Here is a 17,822-nt window from a genome sequence, read left to right as displayed (position 1 = left end):
GCCGGCCGCGGCCGCGATCAAGGCGGGTACGACGACCGCGCCGAGTCCGACCCGTAGCGTCCGAAGCCATCAGGCTGGTGAGCTCCCGTGACCTCGCACGAAGACTGGTGTGGTGGGCCGACGCAGACTGGCAAATGGCCGCTGTCGTGCTCACCCTGGTCGTGACCGCGGCCGTGGCCAGTCGGCTCTGGAGTCTGTGGCTGGTGGCGGCATGCGGGATGTCAGCGGGGCCCCGCCGGATGCCGGCGGGGCCCCGTTCACCGGGTCACTCAGGCGAGCGCCTTCAGGTAGTCGGGGTTGGCCTTGAGCCACTCCTCGACGGCCTTCTCCTCGTCACCCTTGTGGGTGTTGAACATCAGGTCCTCCAGGGACCCGAGTTGCTGGCCGTCCATCTTGAACTTCTTCAGCATCTCGGTGGCCTCAGGGAAGTCCTTGCCGAAGCCCTTGCGGGCGAAGGTGTTGATCTGCTCGGCCTGGCCGAGGGTGCCCTTCGGGTCGGCGAGGTCCTTCAGCTCGTACTTGGCGTAGGCCCAGTGCGGGTGCCAGAGGGTGACCACGATCGGCTTCTTGTCGGCGATCGCGCCGTCGAGCGCGGCGAGCATGGCCGGGGTGGACGAAGTCTTCAGCTTCATGGCGCCGTCCAGGCCGTAGCTGGGGAGCACCTTCTCCTGGGTGACCTTGGTGAGACCGGCGCCCGGCTCGATGCCGATCATCTGCCCACCGAAGGTGTCGGCCTTCGCGGCCAGGTCGTCGAGTGAGTCGACGCCCTCGACGTACTTCGGCACTGCGATGCTCAGGCTGGCGTCGTCGTGCCAGACGCCGAGCTTTTCGAGCTTGTCGCCGTACTTCTCCAGGTAGGAGGCGTGGGTCTGGGGCAGCCAGCCGTCCAGGAACAGGTCGATGTCGCCGTTGGCCAGGCCACCGTAGACGAGGCCGGCTTCCAGGTTCTTGAGCTGGACCTGGTAGCCCTTCTCCTCCAGGATGTGCTGCCACAGGTGGGATGCTGCGATCGCCTCGTCCCATGCCATGTAGCCGATGGTGATCTTCTTGCCGTTGCCGGAGCCGTCCGAGTCGCCGGTGCAGGCCGCACCGGTCAACGCCAGGGCGGCGGTCACGGCGAGCGCGAGGACGCGCTTCATGGTCGTGAACACAGGGTTGTCCTTCCGGTTGTGGAACAGGCCGGCGGACCCGCCTACGCGGGAACTGGGGTGCCGGCGCGGAGGGCGACAGTCAGGCGGCTTCCCGCGCGAGGCGCTGTGCCCGCGCGGAGGGGAACCGGTCGCCCACGGAATCGGTGAGCCGGTCGAGCACCACGGCGAGGACCACGACGGCGATCCCGCCCTCGAAGCCGCTGCCTACCTCGACCTGGGAGAGCGCGAACATGATGACGTCGCCGAGGCCGCCGGCGCCGACCATGCCGGCGATCACCACCATGGACAGGGCCAGCATGATCACCTGGTTCACCCCGGTCATGATGGTTGGTAGGGCCAGCGGCAGCTTGGTGCGCAGCAGCACCATCCACGGCGGTGCGCCGAACGCCTCGGCGGCCTGCACGATCTCCTTGTCGACCTGGCGCAGGCCCAGTTCGGTGAGGCGTACGCCGGGCGGCATGCTGAACACCAGCGTGGCCAGCACGCCCGGCACCGTGCCGATGCCGAAGAAGAAGATCGCCGGGATGAGGTAGACGAACGCCGGCATGGTCTGCATGAGGTCCAGCACCGGCCGGGCGACCGCGGAGGCGCGCTTGTTCTCCGCGACGAAGACGCCCAGCGGGATCGCCAGCAGCAGGGCGAGCGTGCTGGCCACGAGCACCTGCGCGAGGGTACTCATGGTCTCCTCCCAGTACGGCATCCCGGCCACTAGACCGAGGCCCACGGCGGCGCCGAGAGCGAATTTCCAGCCGCGTAGCCACCAGCCGAGCGCGGCGAGGACCGCCACGACCGCCACCGCCGGTACGCCGGTGAGCAGGTCGTTGAGCGGGCGCACGAGGGCGTCGACCACGGTGGCGATCGCGTCGAAGGCCGGGTCGAGGGTGGCGGTGGCCCAGTCGACGGCGGACTCGGTCCACGTGCCGAGCGGCACCCGGGGCAGCCAGGAGTCGAGCGGAGACTGCAGCAGGCTCATACCGGTTCTCCCTTCTTGCTGCTGATCAGGTCGAGATCGGTCTGCGTTGCCGCGTCGGCTGGCCCGCTGTTCATGGCGTCGTCCACCCCGGGCTCGGCGTCGTCCGTCGGTGTGCCGTCGGGGGCCGTGCTGGCCAGGGCGGCGAGCAGCGTGATCCGCGGGATGACGCCGGACAGCCGGCCCGTTGCGTCCAGTACGGCTACCGGATGGACGCTCTCCGCGCACTCGGCGAAGAGATCGGCCACGGCGGTGTCCTCGGTGACCGTCCGGACCTGTTCGGTCGAGACGTACCCTTCCAGGCTTCGTCGGCCCTCGCGGAATGCCCGCAGGACCTCGTCCTCGGTGACCGTGCCGAGGAACTGTTTCCTCGGACCGGTCACGTAGACCACGGAGGTCTGGTTCTCCCGGAGCGCGCGGGCGGCCACCCGGGGGCCGACATTGACGTCGAGCACGGTTTGCGCCTTCTCCATGACCGACGAGGCGGTGAGGATGCGGGTGCGGTCGACGTCCGCGACGAACTGCGCGACGTAGTCGTTGGCGGGGTCGGTGAGGATCTCCTCGGCGGTGCCGATCTGCACGATCCGGCCGTCCCGCATCACCGCGATCCGGTCGCCGAGGCGCATCGCCTCGTTCAGGTCGTGGGTGATGAAGATGATGGTCTTGCCCAGCTCGGCCTGGAGTTCCAGGAGCTGGTCCTGGATCTCCCGGCGGATGAGCGGATCGAGAGCCGAGAACGCCTCGTCCATGAGCAGGATGTCCGTACCGGCCGCGAGCGCGCGGGCCAGCCCGACCCGTTGCCGCATGCCGCCGGACAGGTGGTGGGGGAGTTTGTCCGCCCATTCCGTCAGGTCCACCATCCGCAGTGCGTCCATGGCGCGCTCATGCCGTTCGGCCTTGGGGCGGCCGGCGACCTCCAGCGCGTACCCGGCGTTCTCCAGCACCGTCCGGTGCGGCATCAGCGCGAAGTGCTGGAAGACCATGCTGATCTTTTCGCGGCGCAGCTTGCGCAGCGCGGCGGGCTTGAGCGTGGTCACTTCGACCCCGTCGACCCGCACGCTGCCCTTCGTGGGTTGGAGCAGGCCGTTGAGCATCCGGATGAGGGTGGACTTGCCGGAGCCGGACAGGCCCATCACGACGAAGATCTCGCCGGGGCGCACCTCGAAGTTCGCGTCGATCACGGCGGCCGTGGCCGGCAGCCCGTCGAGGGCCTCCGCGCGGGGCGCGCCGTCCGCGAGACGCCTCATCGCCTCGTCGGCTCGGTTACCGAATATTTTGTAGAGCGACTTCACTGCGAGTGCAGACACGATCCCCTCTCCGATGAAAACCTCTGGCGGATCGCGCCATCGGTGGCCATCTTCGCGTCCCGTCGGTCAGTATCAACATCGGTCACAACAGTCGGGCCATGAGGGCCGGGCCGGAAACCTACCGACTTCACTTCCGTGGGTCCAGCCCGGACCGCGGGGAATGTGGAACTACCCACAAAAACTCGCGGTCTCTGCATGTCGAATTCGGTCGACCGTACGCAGCGACGACATGTTGTTTGAGCTACCAGCCCGGGAGGTTGCCTCCCACCTGCACCTTTTGTCGTCCTCCTCGCCGCCCCAGATGGGCAGGCGGTCGATTCCCGTAGCTCGTAGCTGAATTTGTCGGGAGTGATAGAGAACTGTCATGCGTTCGTCATATTCCACCGCAGCTTCGCCGTTTCCCGCGAGTGTGTTCGCCGCTGACACCAATCGAGCGGTGTACGGGTTTCGGGCTGGCCGGCGTTCGTCAGACCGAGCGACGAGTGGCAGTCGGCTGCGACGGTCTGGTGGGCGAGGTGAGGCAGCGAGAAGGCGCGAAAGCAGCCGGCAACGTCCAGCGGCAGGCGACACTGGCAGTGCGGCCGAGGCCCGCCACCAGCTGGCCATGGTCCGGCTGCGCGCCGTCGAGCACGGCCGCGCCGGGCGAGCTCGCCGACGTGGCGCTGCGGCTGTTCGCCGAACGGGGCGTCGACCAGACCACCGTCGACGAGATTGCCAAGCGGCTGGGCTGACCAAGCGGAGCTTCTTTCGCTACTTCCCGGCCAAGGAGGACGCGGTCTTCGGCGGTGTCGAGGTCACCGGCGAGCAGGTCGTCGACGACATCCGCGCCCGTCCGGGCGACGAGGACCCGTGGCGCTCGCTGCACCAGGTGCTGCGCCGGTGGCAGCAGCAGATTCACGCGTCCGAGCAGGCGCTGGCGAGCCTCCGTCTGATCGAGTCGACAACGTCACTGCGCGCACGCCTGCACGAAAAGCGCGCGCACTGGCGGCAGCAGGTCAGCGACGCGCTGCGCGACCGACCCGACGCGGGACTCGACGCGTTCACCGCGGACCTGCTGACGAACGCGGCCACCGCTGCCCTGGACACCGTCTCGCATGAGTGGCTGCGTTCCGGCGGCACCGCCGACCGAGCAGCGTTGCTGGACCGCGCCTTCACCCTCATACGACTGGCCGGGCCCCGCACCGGAACGCCACGACGTCCATCGAGGTCATGGCCACGAGCAGGAGCAGGAGCAGGTTGACGGTCAGGCCCAGCCCCGCCCAGCGGACCACCGCCCGGTGCAGGAGGAACCGCCAGGGGCGCCGCCAGGCGGCCGGGGTGCACATCCAGCCGGCGAGATTGACCAGGGCGAACGGCAGCAGGAGCAGCCACAGGACCCGGCTCGCGCTGCGTGAGGTCAGCCCGCCCCAGGAGTACGCCTCGACGTGCCGGCCCTTCATGTCCGCCGTCCGGTAGAAACCCGCGACCCGGTTGCCGGAGACGAGCTGGGGCGCCACGTCGGCGAGCAGGTTTTCCGGCGTGGTGCCGCCGACCCCGTGCAGTCGGAGCTCGGTCACGCCAGCGAGGTCGACGTCCGGTGGCACCAGGCTGGACGGCCGTTCCACCGGCCGCGGGTCTGGACCGGCATCTCGACGGACCTCACCGGGCATCACTGTGGGTAGGACATCACGGTACGCGCAGGTGCGGGACCGGGGCGCCGGATCGGGCGGATCGCTTACGGGCGGTTCTGGCCGCCGCGCAGGTCCTCCTCGATCCGCTTGGCAGTCTCCAGCAGCGGCGGCAGCAGCTCCCTGCGGATCACCTCCGACGAGCCGCGGCTGGCGTGGGCGGACACGTTCACCGCCGCGATGACCGAGCCGTTCTCGCCGTGGATCGGGGCGGCGAGCGAACGCAGCCCCTCCTCCAGCTCCTGGTCGACGATCGCGTACCCCTGGGCGGCGATCTTCGTCAGCACCGCCCGCAGCTTGGCCGGGTCGGTGGTGGTGCGCCGGGTCAGCGGCTTCAGGTCGGCCTTGGCGAGGTAGTCGTCCAGCCACTCGGCCGGCTGCCCGGCGAGCAGCACCCGCCCCATCGAGGTGGCGTACGCGGGGAAGCGGGTGCCGACGCTGATCCCGACGGTCATGATGCGCTTGGTCGGCACCCGCGCGACGTACACCACCTCGTCACCGTCCAGCACCGACATCGAGCAGGACTCGTGGACCTGTGCGACGAGTGCCTCCATGTGCGGCATGGCGACCTCGGGCAGGCTCAGGCTCGACAGGTACGCGTAGCCGAGTTCGAGGATGCGCGGTCGCAACGAGAAGAGCCGCCCGTCGGTACGCATGTAGCCCAACTCGACCAGGGTGAGCAGGAAGCGGCGCGCGGCCGCGCGAGTCAGCCCGGTCGCCCGGGCCACCTCGCTGAGGGTTAGCTGGGGATGCTCGGCGTCGAAGGCCCGGATGACCGCGAGCCCACGTTCCAGGGACTGGACGAATTCGGGGCTCCGCGCCGCCTCCTCGGTCATCCGGCCTCCTGCCGCAGGGTCTGTTGCGCCACCTTGAACGCCCGGTTCGCCGCTGGAACGCCAGCGTAGACGCCGACGTGGAGCAGAACCTCACCGACCTCCTCCGGGGTCAACCCGTTACGCAGCGCGGCGCGCACGTGCATGGCCAGCTCCTCGTCGTGGTGCAGGGTGGCGAGGATCGCGAGGGTGATGCAGCTGCGGGTCCGCCGGTCGAGGCCGGGTCGGGTCCAGATCTCGCCCCAGGCGTACCGGGTGATGAAGTCCTGGAAGTCGGCGGTGAACTCGTCGATGCCGGCGACCGCCCGGTCGACGTGAGCGTCGCCCAGCACCTGCCGGCGTACGGTCATCCCGGCGTCGTGCCGCTCGCGGTCGTCCATCGTTCACCCCTCGTCGAAGTGGTCCAGGAGCAGTGTGCCCACCTGCTCCGGTTGCTCCACGTTGGCCAGGTGCGCGGCCTGGTCGAGGACGGCCAGCCGGGCCCCGGTGATCCGCTCGACGATCCGCGTCGAGTGTGCGACCGGGGTGGCCGGGTCGTCGGCGCCCGCGATGACCAACGTCGGTGCGCTGATCTGCGCCAGGTCGGCGCTCAGGTCCATCGTGGCCACCGCCTCGCAGCACGAGGCGTAACCGGCGGCGGGGGTGGCGGTCAGCATGGTGCGGTGCTCGGCGACCACCGCCGGCCGGGACTCGGCGAATGCCGGGGTGAACCAGCGGGCCACCACGGCGTCGGCGATCGCCTCCAGGCCATGGGCGCGTACCGTCGCCGCCCGCTGTCGCCAGCCCTCGGGCGGGCCCAGCGAGGCCGAGGTGCAGAGCAGCGCCAGCCGGTCCACCCGCTCGGGGGCGTGCGCGGCGAGCCACATACCGACCATGCCGCCGAGGGAGAGCCCGGCGTAGTGTGCGCGCCGCACGTCGAGGTCGTCGAGCAGCGCCAGCACCTCCCGGCCGAGCAGGTCGATCGTGTACGCCCCGGGCGGCACCGCCGAGCGGCCGTGGCCGAGATGGTCGTACCGGATCACCCGGAAACGGGTGGCGAGGGCCGAGAGCTGCGCCTCCCACATGATGCCGGTGGTGCCGAGGGAGCTGCCGAGCATCAGCACCGGCGCTCCGGTCGGACCGTCGAGGGTGGCGTGCAGACGGGACGTCACGACCACTCCCCCGTCCGGTACGCGGCCAGCGCCCGGTCGACGAACAGCCCCGCCGATCCGAGCCAGCCGTGCGGGTCGAGGGCCTCGCCGAGCTCCGGCTCGCTCAGGTGCGCCCGCACGTCGGGGTCGGCGAGCAGCGCGTCGCGCAGCGGCGGCCGCCGGGTGGCCCGGGCGACGACGTCGTGCGCGCCGCTGCGGCCGAGCGCGCGGGCCAGCCGCGCCGCGACCGCCTCGGCCAGCACCAGACCGCCGGTGGCGTCCAGGTTCGCCCGCATCCGGTCCGGGCGGACCTCCAGCCCGTCCAGCATCCGGGCCGTCCGGGCGGCGGCACCGCCGGCCACGTGCAGCAGGTCGAGCAGCGGCTCCCACTCGGCGTGCCAGGCGCCGGCGGCCCGTTCATGCTCCTGACCGGCGGCGGCGAAGATCGTGCCGACGAGACCGGGCGCGCGCCGGGCGGCGGCGGTGACCAGCACCGAGTCGACCGGGTTGCGCTTGTGCGGCATCGCCGAGGAGCCGCCCCGGTCGGCGCCGCCCTCGGCGACCTCGCCGACCTCGGTCTGGGCGAGCAGCCCCACGTCGAGGGCGACCTTGCCGGTGGCAGCGAGCAGCCCGCCGAGCGCGGCGGCCAGGTCGAGCACGGGCTGGCGGCGGGTGTGCCAGGGCAGCGGGCTGGCGGCCAGGCTCAGCCGCTCGGCGTACCGCTCCGCCACCGCCGGTCCGGCCGGTCCGAGCGCGGCGAGCGTGCCGACCGCGCCGCCGAGCTGCGCGGGCAGCGCCGCCCGGACCTGCCGCAGCCGGCTGCCCGCCTCGACCAGCCCGACCAGCCAACCCGCGGCCTTGAGCCCGAACGTGGTGGGTGCCGCCTGCTGCCCGAGTGTGCGGCCGACCATGACGGTGTCGCGGTACGTGGCGGCGAGCCGCGCCGCCGCCGCGGCGGCCGCGTCGAGGTGGCCCAGCAGCGGCCCGACCGCGCGCACCGTCACCAGGACGAGCGCGGTGTCGAGGATGTCCTGGCTGGTCGCCCCGAGATGCACCCAGGCCCGGGCCTCCTCGGGCACCGCCGCGGTCAGCGAGCGGACCAGCGGGACGACCGGGTTGCCCGCGTTCTCGGCCTCGCGGCCCAGCTCGGCCGCGTCGTACCGGTCGGCGTGGCACTGCGCGGCGATCGCCTCCGCCGCCGGCCGAGGTGTCACGCCGCAGTCGGCGGCGGCGCCGGCGAGCGCGGCTTCGGCGTCGAGCATCGCCTGCAGCAGGGCCCGGTCGGTGAGTTGGGCGTCGACGCCGGGATCGCCGGAGAGGCCACCGAGCAGTCCGTCAGACGGCGAAGAAGACGGTCTCATGATCGCCCTGGAGGTGGATGTCGAAACGCAGCCCGTCCGGGGCCTCGCTCGCGAGCAGCGTGTGCCGGCGGTCGGGATCGACGCTGCGCAGCACGGGATCAGCGTCGTTGGCAGCCGCCTCGTCGGGGAAGTAGAGCCGGGTGACCACGCGGTGCAGCATCCCCCGGGCGAAGACCGACAGGTCGAGGTGCGGGGCCTCGGTGCCGCCGTCCGGGGCGGGCAGCGGGCCGGGCTTGACGGTCAGGATCTCGTACCATCCGTCCGGGTCGGTGGCGCTGCGCCCGAAGCCTCGGAAGCCGGGCACGGACGGCTTCCGCGCGCCGCGCGGGTCGTCCGGGTGGTCGAACCGGCCGTCCGGGTCGGCCTGCCAGGTCTCGACCATCCCGTCCACGACGGGGTCACCGGTCCCGTCGAAGATCTGCCCGCGCACCCGGATCGCGCCCGGCGTGCCCTCGGGCACGACGTACGGGCCGTCGGGCCAGAGCAGACCGATGTGCAGGTACGGCCCGACCGTCTGCGACGGGGTGACGCCCAGGTGCTCACTCATCGTCGTCCTCGTCCTCGAAGGGGGTGCCCTCCCGGCCGCGCAGCACGATGTCGAACTGGTAGGCCAGCGCCCACTCCGGCTGGGTCGCCGCGTGGTCGTAGCGGGCGATCATCCGTTCCCGAGCCTTCGGGTCGCGGACCGCGTTGAAGATCGGATCCTGGAAGAAGAGCGGATCGCCGGGGAAGTACATCTGCGTCACCAGCCGCTGGGTGAAGGCGCGGCCGAAGAGCGAGAAGTGGATGTGCGCCGGCCGCCAGGCGTTGTCGTGGTTGCGCCACGGGTAGGCGCCCGGCTGGATGGTGACGAAGCGGTAGCGCCCGCGGTCGTCGGTCAGCATCCGACCGACGCCGGTGAAGTGGGGGTCCAGCGGCGCCGGCCAGTTGTCGCTCACATGCCGGTACCGGCCGGCGGCGTTGGCCTGCCAGATCTCCACCAGCGTGTGCGGCACGGGGCGGCCGTCACCGTCGAGCACCCGGCCGTGCACGATGATCCGCTGCCCGAGCGGCTCCTCGTCGTGCTGCCGGGTCAGGTCGTGGTCCAGTGGGCCGAGCCGCCCCTCCCCGAGCAGCGGCCCGGTGACCTCGGTGAGTCGGTGCGGCAGGTAGGTCAGCGGCTGCCGCGGCGAGCGCAGCACCGTCGACTTGTAGCCGGGACTGAGCAGGGGCGGGTGGGCGTCGACGTCGTCGCGCCGGTACCGCGGCAGCACCAGACCGCGCTCGGCGCGCCCGGCGATGTCCTGTGTCATCGTCCTCTCCCTCAGGCTTCCAGCACGACGGCCAGTCCCTGGCCGACCCCGATACAGATTGCCGCGAGTCCCCGCCCGCCGCCCCGGCGGTGCAGCTGCCAGGCGAGCGAGCCGAGGATCCGGGACCCGGACGACCCGAGCGGATGCCCGAGGGCGATCGCACCGCCCTGCGGGTTGACGATCTCCGGGTCGAGTTCCGGCCACTCGGTGAGGCAGGCCAGCGACTGCGCGGCGAACGCCTCGTTGAGTTCGACCACGTCGAGGTCGCCCCAGCCTATGCCGGCCCGGCGCAGTGCCTTTTCTGCGGCGGCCACCGGCCCGATGCCGAAGAGCTGCGGCTCGATCGCGGTGACCGCCCGGGAGACGATCCGCGCCAGCGGCGCCCTCCCGATCGTGGCGGCTCCGGCCCGGTCGGCGAGGAGCAGCGCGCTCGCGCCGTCGTTGAGCGGCGACGAGTTGCCGGCGGTGACGGTGCCGTCGGGGCGGAAGACCGGCTTGAGCCGGGCCAGCGCCTCGGGCGTGGTGGACGGCCGGATGCTCTCGTCCCGCTCGACCTCGGTGCCCGGCACGACGCTGACCTCGTCGGCGTACGCACCGGAGTCCCAGGCCCGGGCGGCGAGCCGGTGACTGCGCAGCGCGAAGGCGTCCTGCTCCTCCCGGCTGATCTGGTAGCGGTCGGCGAGGATCTCCGCGCCCTCGCCCAGCGCCACCGTCCACTCCTGCGGCATCCGCGGGTTGGCCATCCGCCAGCCGAGGGTGGTCGAGTGCAGCGTCTCGTGCCCCCGCGGGTAGCCCTGCTCGGGCTTGGGCAGCACCCAGGGCGCACGGCTCATCGACTCCACCCCGCCGGCGACGCAGATCGAGGCGTCGCCGAGCGCGATCGCGCGGGACGCGCCGATCACCGCCTCCAGGCCGGAGCCGCAGAGCCGGTTGACCGTCGCGCCGGGCACCGACGGGGGCAGGCCGGCCAGCAGGACGGCCATCCGGGCCACGTCCCGGTTGTCCTCCCCGGCGCCGTTGGCGTCGCCGAGCAGCACGTCGTCGATCCGGGCCGGGTCGAGGTCGGGACTGCGCCGCACGACCTCCCCCACCACGTGGGCGGCGAGATCGTCGGGGCGGACGCCGGCCAGGCCGCCGCCGTAGCGGCCGATCGGGGTACGCACGGCGTCGAGGATGTAGACCTCGTTGCTCATCGCGCCGCTCCCTTCTTGGTCGCCTCCAGGGCGCGCAGCACGGTCAGCTCGTGCGCGGTCGGCGGCTCGCCGGTCGTGAGGTGCTGCGCGACGGCGAGGTCCCAGCCGGTGGCGGCCCGCGCCTGTTCGACGGTGACCCCGGGGTGCAGGCGGGTCAGGGTCAGCTCGCAGGTCGCGGGGTCGGCCTCCAGCACGCCGAGGTCGGTGATCACCACCCGAGGGCCGCCGCCGCGCAGCCCGAGCCGCTCCCGGTCGCCCGGCCCGCTGCCGTAGCCGACCGAGGTGACGAAGTCGACCCGTTCGATGAACGTCCGTAGGCTCTGTCGTACGGCCACCACGACCTCGCCGCAGGAGGCGGCGATCTCCGGGGCGCCACCGGCACCGGGGAGCCGCACCGTCGGGTCGGCGTAGTCGCCGCCGATCACCGTGGTGTTGATGTTGCCGTACCGGTCGAGCTGGGCGGCGCCGAGGAAGCCGACGTCGATCCGGCCGGGCTGTAGCCAGTAGTTGAACACCTCGGGCACGGAGACCACCGCGTCGGCGGTGTCGGCGAGGATGCCGTCCCCGATCGACAGCGGGAGCCGGTCGGGTTTCGCCCCGAGGCAGCCCGATTCGTAGATGAGCACCAGGTTCGGAGCGTGCGTGGCGCGGGCGAGGTTCGCCGCGGTGCTGGGCAGGCCGATGCCGACGAAGCAGGTGCTGCCGTCCCGCAGCTGCCGGGCGGCGGCGACGGTCATCATCTCGTCGGCGGTGAATTGAACGGTCACGCCGGCACCCCAGCCTTCAGCACGTGCTGCTCCATCCAGGCACGGAAGGTGTCCCGGTCCCGGCTGATCGCGTCCCAGGCGACGTAGAAGTCGTTGTCGCGGACCGAGTAGCCCTGGGCGTACGAAGGGTGCGAGCCGCCGGGCACCTCGGCCACCGCGGTCACCGCCCAGGCGGGCAGGACGACCTGGCTCGGTACGGGTTCGAGGTGGTCGACGACCTCCTCGACGGTGACCAGCGATCGGCGCGCGGCGAGCACGGCCTCCTTCTGCACCCCGGTGATGCCCCACATCTGCACGTTGCCGGCCCGGTCGGCCCGCTGGGCGTGCACGACGGCGACGTCGGGGCGCAGCGCCGGGACGGCGGCGAGCACCTGTCCGGTGAACGGGCAGGTGACGGACCGGATGTTGGCGGTGTGCCGCGGCAGGTCGGTGCCGGCGTATCCGCGCAGCAGGGCGAACGGCAGGCCGGAGGCTCCGGCGACGTACCGGTTGGCCATCCCGGCGTGGCTGTGTTCCTCGAGTTCGAGCGGCACTGGCCAGGAGTTCTGCACCGCGTCGCGGAAGCGGTGCAGCGATCCCACTCCGGGGTTGCCGCCCCAGGAGAAGACAAGGCGACGCGCGCAACCCATGCCGATGAGCTGGTCGTAGATGAGGTCCGGCGTCATCCGGACCAGGGTCAGGTCCTGCCGTCCCTGACGGATGATCTCGTGACCGGCGGCGAACGGGATGAGGTGGGTGAAACCCTCAAGGGCCACCACGTCCCCGTCGCGGACCAGGTCCGCCACACCCTCGGCCAGCGAGACGAGCTTCGCCATGAGCCTCCCCGTCTCCTGCGAATTCCGTGGCCCGTCCGCTGTTCGCTATGCGGACTGCCGTCCTCATGTCGAACGTAATGCCCTCCACTGCGATCCGTCAACGAGCCGCGGTGAGCCGGGTCCGACGTTGCCCGCTCGTTGCAGAAATGTTGCAGCGACCCGTTGACGTGAGCAGAGTCACCGTGAAAACGTTCTAGATGAGAACAGCCGTTCGGCTTGCGAACAGATCCCCCGGCTCCTCCGAACCGGGGCCCACCTTCCCCGGTCCCCAGGACCGCCGGACGCGGGAGTACCTCATGCGTCGTCTCATCGTCAGCGCCATAACCACCGCCGCCCTGCTCACCGCCACCGCCGCCTGCGGTTCCGACGACGGTGGGGCCGCCGGCGGCAAGGCCGGAGGGCCCACGAAGGTCAAGGTCGGGGCCATCCCGATCATCGACGTGGCCCCGCTCTACCTCGGCAGGGAGAAGGGCTTCTTCGCCGAGCAGAACATCGAGGTCGAGGTGGTCAACACGACCGGCGGCGCGGCCGCCGTGCCCGGCGTGGTGAGCGGGGAGTTCGACTTCGCCTTCGGCAACGTCGTGTCGCTCATCGTCGCCCACTCGCAGAACCTCCCGCTGAAGGCGATAGCCGAGGGCAACTCCTCCACTGGCCAGCAGGGCAAGGACTTCGGCGGGGTCGTGGTGCCGAAGGACAGCCCGATCAAGACCGCGGCCGACCTCGCCGGCAAGACCGTCGCGGTCAACAACCTCAAGAACATCGGCGACACCACCGTCCGCGCGTCGATCCGCAAGGCCGGCGGTGACCCGTCCAACGTCAAGTTCGTCGAGCTGCCCTTCCCCGACATGCCGGCCGCCGTCACCAGCAAGCGGGTCGACGCCGCCTGGATCGTCGAGCCGTTCTTCACGGTGACTCAGGACCAGGGCGCCCGGGTGATCGCGTCCAACTTCGTGGACGCGGCGCCGAACCTGACCATCGCCGCGTACTTCACCACCGAGAAGACGATTCAGCAGAAGGCGGACCTCACCAAGCGCTTCACCGCCGCCATCGAGAAGTCCCTGAAGTACGCGCAGGAACACCCGGACGAGGCGCGCAAGGTGCTGTTGACCTACACCAAGATCAGCCCGGAGGCCGCGGAGAAGATCACCCTGCCGGCCTGGCCGACGGAGATCAACCGGGAGTCGGTCCAGACGCTGGCCGACATGATGCTCTCCGACGGCCTGATCAAGGAGAAGGTCGACGTGTCGGAGCTGCTCCCGTGACGTCCACGACCACGATCGCCGCGCCAGCCCGGAAGTCCCGGGCCGGCGCGGCCGCTCGGCTGTCGGGGAGCAATGTCCTGCTGGGCGTCGTCGGCTTCGCCACCTTCCTCGCGCTCCTCGAGGTGGTGCCGCGCGTCGGTCTGGTCTCGCCGAACTACCTGCCGCCGATCAGCCGGACCGGCGTGGCCCTGACAGAACTGGTCGGCGAGCCCGGCTTCTGGACCGCCCTCGGCGACACCGTCCGCGGCTGGTTCATCGGCCTCGCCATCGCGGTGGCGCTCGGAATCATCGTCGGGTTCGTGATCGGCACGGTCCCGGTGCTGCGCGAGTTCACCGCCTCGACCATCGAATTCCTCCGGCCCATCCCGTCGGTGGCGCTCATTCCGCTGGCCGTCCTGGTCTTCGGCACCGATCTGCGGTCCGTACTGCTGCTGGTCGTCTACGCCTCGTTCTGGCAGGTCCTGGTCCAGGTGCTCTACGGCGTGCAGGACGTCGACCCGGTCGCCCAGGAGACGGCCCGTACCTTCGGACTCAACCGCTGGGCCCGCGTCCGGCACGTCACCTGGCCGACCGCTCTGCCGTACGTCCTCACCGGGATCCGCCTCGCCGCGGCCGTGGCGCTGATCCTCGCGATCACCGCGGAGCTCATCATCGGCGCACCCGGTCTGGGCAACGAGATCGGCGTGGCGCAGTCCGGCGGCGCCGTCGCCCGGATGTACGCGTTGGTCATCGTGACCGGGCTGCTCGGCGTGGCAGTCAACGTCCTGGCCCGGCGGCTGGAGCGGTGGCTGCTGTCCTGGCATCCGTCGCTGCGGCGGGAGGTGGCGGCATGAGGCTTGCCGGTCGTATCACCCGCACGGCGGTGGCGGCGATCGCGCTGCCGGTCGCGCTGCTCGCCCTCTGGTGGATCCTCACCGCCGACAGCGAAAGCTACTACCTGCCACCGCTGTCGGACATTCTCGCCGCGGTCGACGACGTGTGGCTGCACTCCAACCGACTGAGCGTGGACGTGCTGCCCAGCCTGCTGCGCCTGTCCGGCGGCTTCCTCCTGGCCGTGGCGCTCGGCGTCTCGCTCGGCGTCGCCATCGGGTCGTTCCGCCGGGTACGGGCGTTCTGCGAGCCGGTACTGGAGTTCCTCCGGGCGATCCCGCCACCGGTGCTGGTGCCGGTGCTGATGCTCTTCGCCGGCATCGGCGACACCATGAAGGTGCTGGTGATCGTCTCCGGATGCCTCTGGCCGATCCTGCTCAACACCGTCGAAGGCGTCCGCGCCATCGACGAGGTGCTGGTGGAGACCTCGCGCTGCTACGGCGTACGCGGCCCGGCCCGGCTCTGGCACCTGATCATCCGGTCGGCGAGCCCGCAGATCGTCGCGGGCATGCGGCAGGGCCTGTCGATCGGGATCATCCTCATGGTCATCAGCGAGATGTTCGCCGCCAGCAACGGGCTGGGGTTCAGCATCATCCAGTTCCAGCGGACGTTCGCGGTGACCGAGATGTGGACCGGCATCCTGCTGCTCGGTCTGCTCGGGTTCCTGCTCGCCATGCTGACGCGGCTGTTCGAGCGGCGAGTCCTCAACTGGTATTACGGCCTGCGCCAGGCGCAGCGAGGTGGGAGTCGATGAGTGTCATGAGCCAGACCCAGACCGAGGCCGGCACCCGGACCGAGGTGCTGCTCGACGTCCGAAGCATGCGCAAGGTGTACGAGGGGCACGGCCGGTCCGTGGAGGCGGTCCGCGACCTGACCTTCGCCGTCGCCAAGGGCGACCTCGTCTGCGTGGTCGGCCCGTCCGGCGCCGGCAAGACCACACTGCTCAAGTGCATCGCGGGCCTGCTGCCGCCGACCTCCGGGGAGGTGGTGCTGGAAGGCGCGGCGGTCAACGGTCCGCCGCCGGGCATGGCCGTCGTCTTCCAGGAGTACGGCCGCAGCCTCTTCCCCTGGATGACCGTGCGGAAGAACGTGGAACTGCCGCTCAAGCAGAAGAAGCTGCCGAAGGCACGCCGCGAGGAGCTGGTCCACCAGGCGCTGGACGCGGTCGGGCTCGGCGACGTGCACGGGGCGTACCCGTGGCAGCTCTCCGGGGGCATGCAGCAGCGGGTCGCCATCGCCCGGGCCATCGCGTACGAGCCGCACATCCTGCTGATGGACGAGCCGTTCGCCGCCGTCGACGCGCAGACCCGGGCGGACCTGGAGGACCTGGTCCGGTCGCTGTGGCGCCGGCTCGGGGTGACCACCCTGTTCGTCACGCACGACATCGACGAGGCGGTCTACCTGGGCCAGCGCGTGCTGGTGCTGTCCTCGTCGCCGACGGTGGTGCTCGACGACGTCACCATCGACCTGCCCGACGAGCGGGACCAGCTCACCACCCGCTCGTCGGCCCGGTTCGCCGAGCTGCGTGGGCACGTCTTCGAGCAGATCCAGCGGGCGAAGACGCACAGTGGCGCGTCGGTGGCCGAATGACGACCGTCCGCGAGGACACCCTCGACGTCCTCCGGCAGTGCGGCATGCACCGCATCTTCGCCAACCCGGGTTCCACCGAGGTGGCCTTCCTCGCCGACCTGCCGGACGACCTCGAGTTCGTCCTCGCCCTGCACGAGGGGTCGGTCGTGGGGATGGCCACCGGGCACGCGATCGCCACCGGGCGGCCGGCGTTCGTCAACCTGCACACCACGGCCGGGCTCGGCAACGCCGTGGGGGCACTCGCCACCGCCCGGGTCAACCGGGCGCCCCTGGTCGTGGTGGTCGGCCAGCAGGACCGCCGCCACCTGGCGCTCGAACCGTTCCTCGCCGGGCAGCTGGAGGGGCTCGCTGGGCCGTACCCGGTCTGGGTGAACCAGCCGGTGCTGCCACAGGACGTGCCGGCGGCGGTGCGGCGGGCGTGGCACGAGGCCGCCCAGCACCGCGGCCCGGCCATCGTCGTGGTGCCGATGGACGACTGGTCCGCGCAGGTCGACCCGGCGCTCGGGCTGGCCGCGCCGACGACCGTCCGGCGCGCCGGCTCGGCGCCCGGACCGGCCGCCGACGAGGTGGCCCAGCTGCTCGACGGCGCGGAGAACCCGGTGGTGGTGGTCGGCGCCGGAGCCGACGACCGCCGCACATGGGACGCGCTGGTGTCGCTGGTGGAGCGGCTCGGCGCGGCGGTCTGGCAGGAGGCGTTCGGCGCGCGCGCCGGCTTCCCGCAGGACCACCCGCAGTTCGCCGGGCACCTGCCGGCCGGCCGGTCCCGCCTGCGGTCCGTGCTCGCCGGACACGATGTCGCGCTCGTCGTCGGCACCGGCGCATTCCGGCAGTATCCGTACGAGCCGGGTCCGCTCGTGCCGGACGGGCTCACCGTCGCGGTGGTCTCCGACGACCCGGACGAGCTGCACCACAGCCGGGCGGATCTCGCCGTGCTCGCCGACCCCGCCGCGGTCTGTGCCGCGCTGGCGGAACGGGTCGCACCCCGTCGGGTCGCGCAACCGGCGCGCCGCGCCGAGACCGTCCAGCCCCCGGCCCCGGGTGAGCCGCTACGGGCGGTGCATCTCTTCACCGCACTGGCCGAGCGACTGCCTCGTGACGTCGTGCTGGTCGAGGAGACCCCGTCGACCCGGCCCGACCTGCACCGGCTGCTGCCGGCGAAGGAGCCGCGCGGCTTCGTCAGCGCCGCGATGGGGGGTCTCGGGTTCGGGCTGCCGGCCGCGGCCGGCCTCCGGATGGGCGACCCGAGCCGCCCGGTGGTCGCCGTGCTCGGCGACGGTTCCTCGCTCTATGGCATCCAGGGGCTCTGGAGCGCCGCCCGGTACGGAAGCGGCGTGCTCTTCGTGGTCCTCTCCAATGGCCGCTACGCGATCATGGACCGGCTGGCCGACAAAGTCGGCGGCAAGGCCCCCTGGCCGGCGTTCGAGGATCTCGACGTGCACGGGCTGGCTACCGCGCTCGGCTGCCCCGCCCGGCGGGTGACCAGCTACCCGGAGCTCCTCGCCGTTCTCGACGAGGTCGTACCGACGCTCGCCGACCGGACCGAGCCGCTGCTGCTCGACGTACCGGTCGTCACCGAACCGCATTTCGAACCCTGACCCCGCACCGCCCCCAGGA

At 71.6% G+C, this 17,822-nt stretch carries 20 protein-coding genes; 7 read left to right on the top strand and 13 right to left on the bottom strand.

The window, feature by feature from the left end:
• Window positions 1–269 precede the first annotated feature (269 nt).
• From ABIH81_RS19760 to ABIH81_RS19750, 3 genes are all read right to left on the bottom strand, one after another.
• On the bottom strand, window positions 270–1,151 hold the full coding sequence (locus tag ABIH81_RS19760; protein WP_349876380.1) for a glycine betaine ABC transporter substrate-binding protein: 882 nt from the start codon (window positions 1,149–1,151) through the stop codon (window positions 270–272).
• Window positions 1,152–1,230: 79 nt separating this feature from the next.
• The gene (locus ABIH81_RS19755; RefSeq protein WP_349876379.1) at window positions 1,231–2,124 is read right to left on the bottom strand and encodes an ABC transporter permease subunit; all 894 of its coding nucleotides are present in this window, start codon (window positions 2,122–2,124) and stop codon (window positions 1,231–1,233) included.
• Window positions 2,121–3,428 carry a glycine betaine/L-proline ABC transporter ATP-binding protein gene (locus ABIH81_RS19750; protein WP_349876378.1) on the bottom strand — a complete coding sequence of 436 codons (1,308 nt, stop codon included), beginning with the start codon at window positions 3,426–3,428 and terminating at the stop codon, window positions 2,121–2,123. The genes ABIH81_RS19755 and ABIH81_RS19750 overlap by 4 nt, the downstream gene beginning before the upstream one ends.
• 407 nt (window positions 3,429–3,835) lie before the next feature.
• Here ABIH81_RS19750 and ABIH81_RS19745 point away from each other — a divergent pair, with 407 nt between their 5' ends.
• Window positions 3,836–4,159: a helix-turn-helix domain-containing protein gene (locus ABIH81_RS19745; RefSeq protein WP_349876377.1), complete on the top strand. Its 324-nt coding sequence runs from the start codon at window positions 3,836–3,838 to the stop codon at window positions 4,157–4,159.
• Window positions 4,160–4,296: 137 nt separating this feature from the next.
• Entirely contained in the window at window positions 4,297–4,668 is a 372-nt protein-coding gene (locus ABIH81_RS19740; protein WP_349881161.1) for a hypothetical protein, read from the top strand.
• Here the strand turns inward: ABIH81_RS19740 and ABIH81_RS19735 are convergent.
• From ABIH81_RS19735 to ABIH81_RS19690, 10 genes are all read right to left on the bottom strand, one after another.
• Window positions 4,586–4,984 carry a hypothetical protein gene (locus tag ABIH81_RS19735; RefSeq protein WP_349876376.1) on the bottom strand — a complete coding sequence of 133 codons (399 nt, stop codon included), beginning with the start codon at window positions 4,982–4,984 and terminating at the stop codon, window positions 4,586–4,588. The genes ABIH81_RS19740 and ABIH81_RS19735 overlap by 83 nt on opposite strands.
• Before the next feature lie 158 nt (window positions 4,985–5,142).
• Window positions 5,143–5,931: an IclR family transcriptional regulator gene (locus ABIH81_RS19730; RefSeq protein ID WP_349876375.1), complete on the bottom strand. Its 789-nt coding sequence runs from the start codon at window positions 5,929–5,931 to the stop codon at window positions 5,143–5,145.
• On the bottom strand, window positions 5,928–6,308 hold the full coding sequence (pcaC, locus tag ABIH81_RS19725) for a 4-carboxymuconolactone decarboxylase (RefSeq protein WP_349876374.1): 381 nt from the start codon (window positions 6,306–6,308) through the stop codon (window positions 5,928–5,930). Before pcaC ends, ABIH81_RS19730 begins: the two co-directional genes overlap by 4 nt.
• Window positions 6,309–6,311: 3 nt before the next feature.
• Window positions 6,312–7,079, bottom strand: coding sequence for a 3-oxoadipate enol-lactonase (gene pcaD / locus ABIH81_RS19720; RefSeq protein ID WP_349876373.1), 768 nt, complete (start codon window positions 7,077–7,079; stop codon window positions 6,312–6,314).
• On the bottom strand, window positions 7,076–8,419 hold the full coding sequence (pcaB, locus tag ABIH81_RS19715; RefSeq protein ID WP_349876372.1) for a 3-carboxy-cis,cis-muconate cycloisomerase: 1,344 nt from the start codon (window positions 8,417–8,419) through the stop codon (window positions 7,076–7,078). The genes pcaD and pcaB overlap by 4 nt, the downstream gene beginning before the upstream one ends.
• Window positions 8,394–8,966 carry a protocatechuate 3,4-dioxygenase subunit alpha gene (gene pcaG, locus ABIH81_RS19710; protein WP_349876371.1) on the bottom strand — a complete coding sequence of 191 codons (573 nt, stop codon included), beginning with the start codon at window positions 8,964–8,966 and terminating at the stop codon, window positions 8,394–8,396. The genes pcaB and pcaG overlap by 26 nt, the downstream gene beginning before the upstream one ends.
• The gene (gene pcaH, locus ABIH81_RS19705; protein ID WP_349876370.1) at window positions 8,959–9,711 is read right to left on the bottom strand and encodes a protocatechuate 3,4-dioxygenase subunit beta; all 753 of its coding nucleotides are present in this window, start codon (window positions 9,709–9,711) and stop codon (window positions 8,959–8,961) included. Before pcaH ends, pcaG begins: the two co-directional genes overlap by 8 nt.
• A gap of 11 nt (window positions 9,712–9,722) precedes the next feature.
• Window positions 9,723–10,904, bottom strand: a complete 1,182-nt coding sequence (locus tag ABIH81_RS19700; protein WP_349876369.1) for a thiolase family protein — start codon at window positions 10,902–10,904, stop codon at window positions 9,723–9,725.
• Window positions 10,901–11,644, bottom strand: coding sequence for a CoA-transferase (locus tag ABIH81_RS19695; RefSeq protein WP_349881160.1), 744 nt, complete (start codon window positions 11,642–11,644; stop codon window positions 10,901–10,903). The genes ABIH81_RS19700 and ABIH81_RS19695 overlap by 4 nt, the downstream gene beginning before the upstream one ends.
• 23 nt (window positions 11,645–11,667) lie before the next feature.
• Window positions 11,668–12,486 (bottom strand): CoA transferase subunit A, encoded by an 819-nt coding sequence (locus ABIH81_RS19690; protein ID WP_349876368.1) that lies wholly within the window; start codon window positions 12,484–12,486, stop codon window positions 11,668–11,670.
• Between the two features lie 296 nt (window positions 12,487–12,782).
• On the opposite strand from ABIH81_RS19690, the gene ABIH81_RS19685 reads away from it, so the two are divergent.
• The 5 genes from ABIH81_RS19685 to ABIH81_RS19665 are packed head-to-tail and all read left to right on the top strand — an operon-like array spanning window position 12,783 to window position 17,803.
• On the top strand, window positions 12,783–13,748 hold the full coding sequence (locus tag ABIH81_RS19685; RefSeq protein WP_349876367.1) for an ABC transporter substrate-binding protein: 966 nt from the start codon (window positions 12,783–12,785) through the stop codon (window positions 13,746–13,748).
• On the top strand, window positions 13,745–14,581 hold the full coding sequence (locus ABIH81_RS19680; RefSeq protein WP_349876366.1) for an ABC transporter permease: 837 nt from the start codon (window positions 13,745–13,747) through the stop codon (window positions 14,579–14,581). The genes ABIH81_RS19685 and ABIH81_RS19680 overlap by 4 nt, the downstream gene beginning before the upstream one ends.
• The gene (locus ABIH81_RS19675) at window positions 14,578–15,372 is read left to right on the top strand and encodes an ABC transporter permease (RefSeq protein ID WP_349876365.1); all 795 of its coding nucleotides are present in this window, start codon (window positions 14,578–14,580) and stop codon (window positions 15,370–15,372) included. The genes ABIH81_RS19680 and ABIH81_RS19675 overlap by 4 nt, the downstream gene beginning before the upstream one ends.
• Window positions 15,369–16,208, top strand: coding sequence for an ABC transporter ATP-binding protein (locus tag ABIH81_RS19670; RefSeq protein ID WP_349876364.1), 840 nt, complete (start codon window positions 15,369–15,371; stop codon window positions 16,206–16,208). The genes ABIH81_RS19675 and ABIH81_RS19670 overlap by 4 nt, the downstream gene beginning before the upstream one ends.
• Complete coding sequence (locus ABIH81_RS19665) at window positions 16,205–17,803, top strand: thiamine pyrophosphate-dependent enzyme (protein WP_349876363.1); 1,599 nt, start codon at window positions 16,205–16,207, stop codon at window positions 17,801–17,803. The genes ABIH81_RS19670 and ABIH81_RS19665 overlap by 4 nt, the downstream gene beginning before the upstream one ends.
• Window positions 17,804–17,822 lie beyond the last annotated feature (19 nt).

This window comes from Micromonospora sp. HUAS YX12 (assembly GCF_040215685.1).
In the GTDB taxonomy this organism is placed as follows: Bacteria; Actinomycetota; Actinomycetes; order Mycobacteriales; family Micromonosporaceae; genus Micromonospora; species Micromonospora tulbaghiae.
The sequence above is the reverse complement of the archived record's forward strand: the minus strand, read 5'-3'. Positions and strand labels throughout refer to the sequence as shown.

Excerpts from the sequence above, each read along its gene's own strand:
- ABIH81_RS19670 (WP_349876364.1), top strand. The coding sequence starts at position 15,369 with ATGAGTGTCATGAGCCAGACCCAGACCGAGGCCGGCACCCGGACCGAG.
- ABIH81_RS19675 (WP_349876365.1), top strand. The coding sequence starts at position 14,578 with ATGAGGCTTGCCGGTCGTATCACCCGCACGGCGGTGGCGGCGATCGCG.
- ABIH81_RS19730 (WP_349876375.1), bottom strand. The coding sequence starts at position 5,931 with ATGACCGAGGAGGCGGCGCGGAGCCCCGAATTCGTCCAGTCCCTGGAA.
- pcaH (WP_349876370.1), bottom strand. The coding sequence starts at position 9,711 with ATGACACAGGACATCGCCGGGCGCGCCGAGCGCGGTCTGGTGCTGCCG.
- ABIH81_RS19690 (WP_349876368.1), bottom strand. The coding sequence starts at position 12,486 with ATGGCGAAGCTCGTCTCGCTGGCCGAGGGTGTGGCGGACCTGGTCCGC.
- pcaG (WP_349876371.1), bottom strand. The coding sequence starts at position 8,966 with ATGAGTGAGCACCTGGGCGTCACCCCGTCGCAGACGGTCGGGCCGTAC.
- ABIH81_RS19695 (WP_349881160.1), bottom strand. The coding sequence starts at position 11,644 with ATGATGACCGTCGCCGCCGCCCGGCAGCTGCGGGACGGCAGCACCTGC.
- ABIH81_RS19665 (WP_349876363.1), top strand. The coding sequence starts at position 16,205 with ATGACGACCGTCCGCGAGGACACCCTCGACGTCCTCCGGCAGTGCGGC.
- ABIH81_RS19755 (WP_349876379.1), bottom strand. The coding sequence starts at position 2,124 with ATGAGCCTGCTGCAGTCTCCGCTCGACTCCTGGCTGCCCCGGGTGCCG.
- pcaC (WP_349876374.1), bottom strand. The coding sequence starts at position 6,308 with ATGGACGACCGCGAGCGGCACGACGCCGGGATGACCGTACGCCGGCAG.
- ABIH81_RS19685 (WP_349876367.1), top strand. The coding sequence starts at position 12,783 with ATGCGTCGTCTCATCGTCAGCGCCATAACCACCGCCGCCCTGCTCACC.
- ABIH81_RS19700 (WP_349876369.1), bottom strand. The coding sequence starts at position 10,904 with ATGAGCAACGAGGTCTACATCCTCGACGCCGTGCGTACCCCGATCGGC.
- pcaB (WP_349876372.1), bottom strand. The coding sequence starts at position 8,419 with ATGAGACCGTCTTCTTCGCCGTCTGACGGACTGCTCGGTGGCCTCTCC.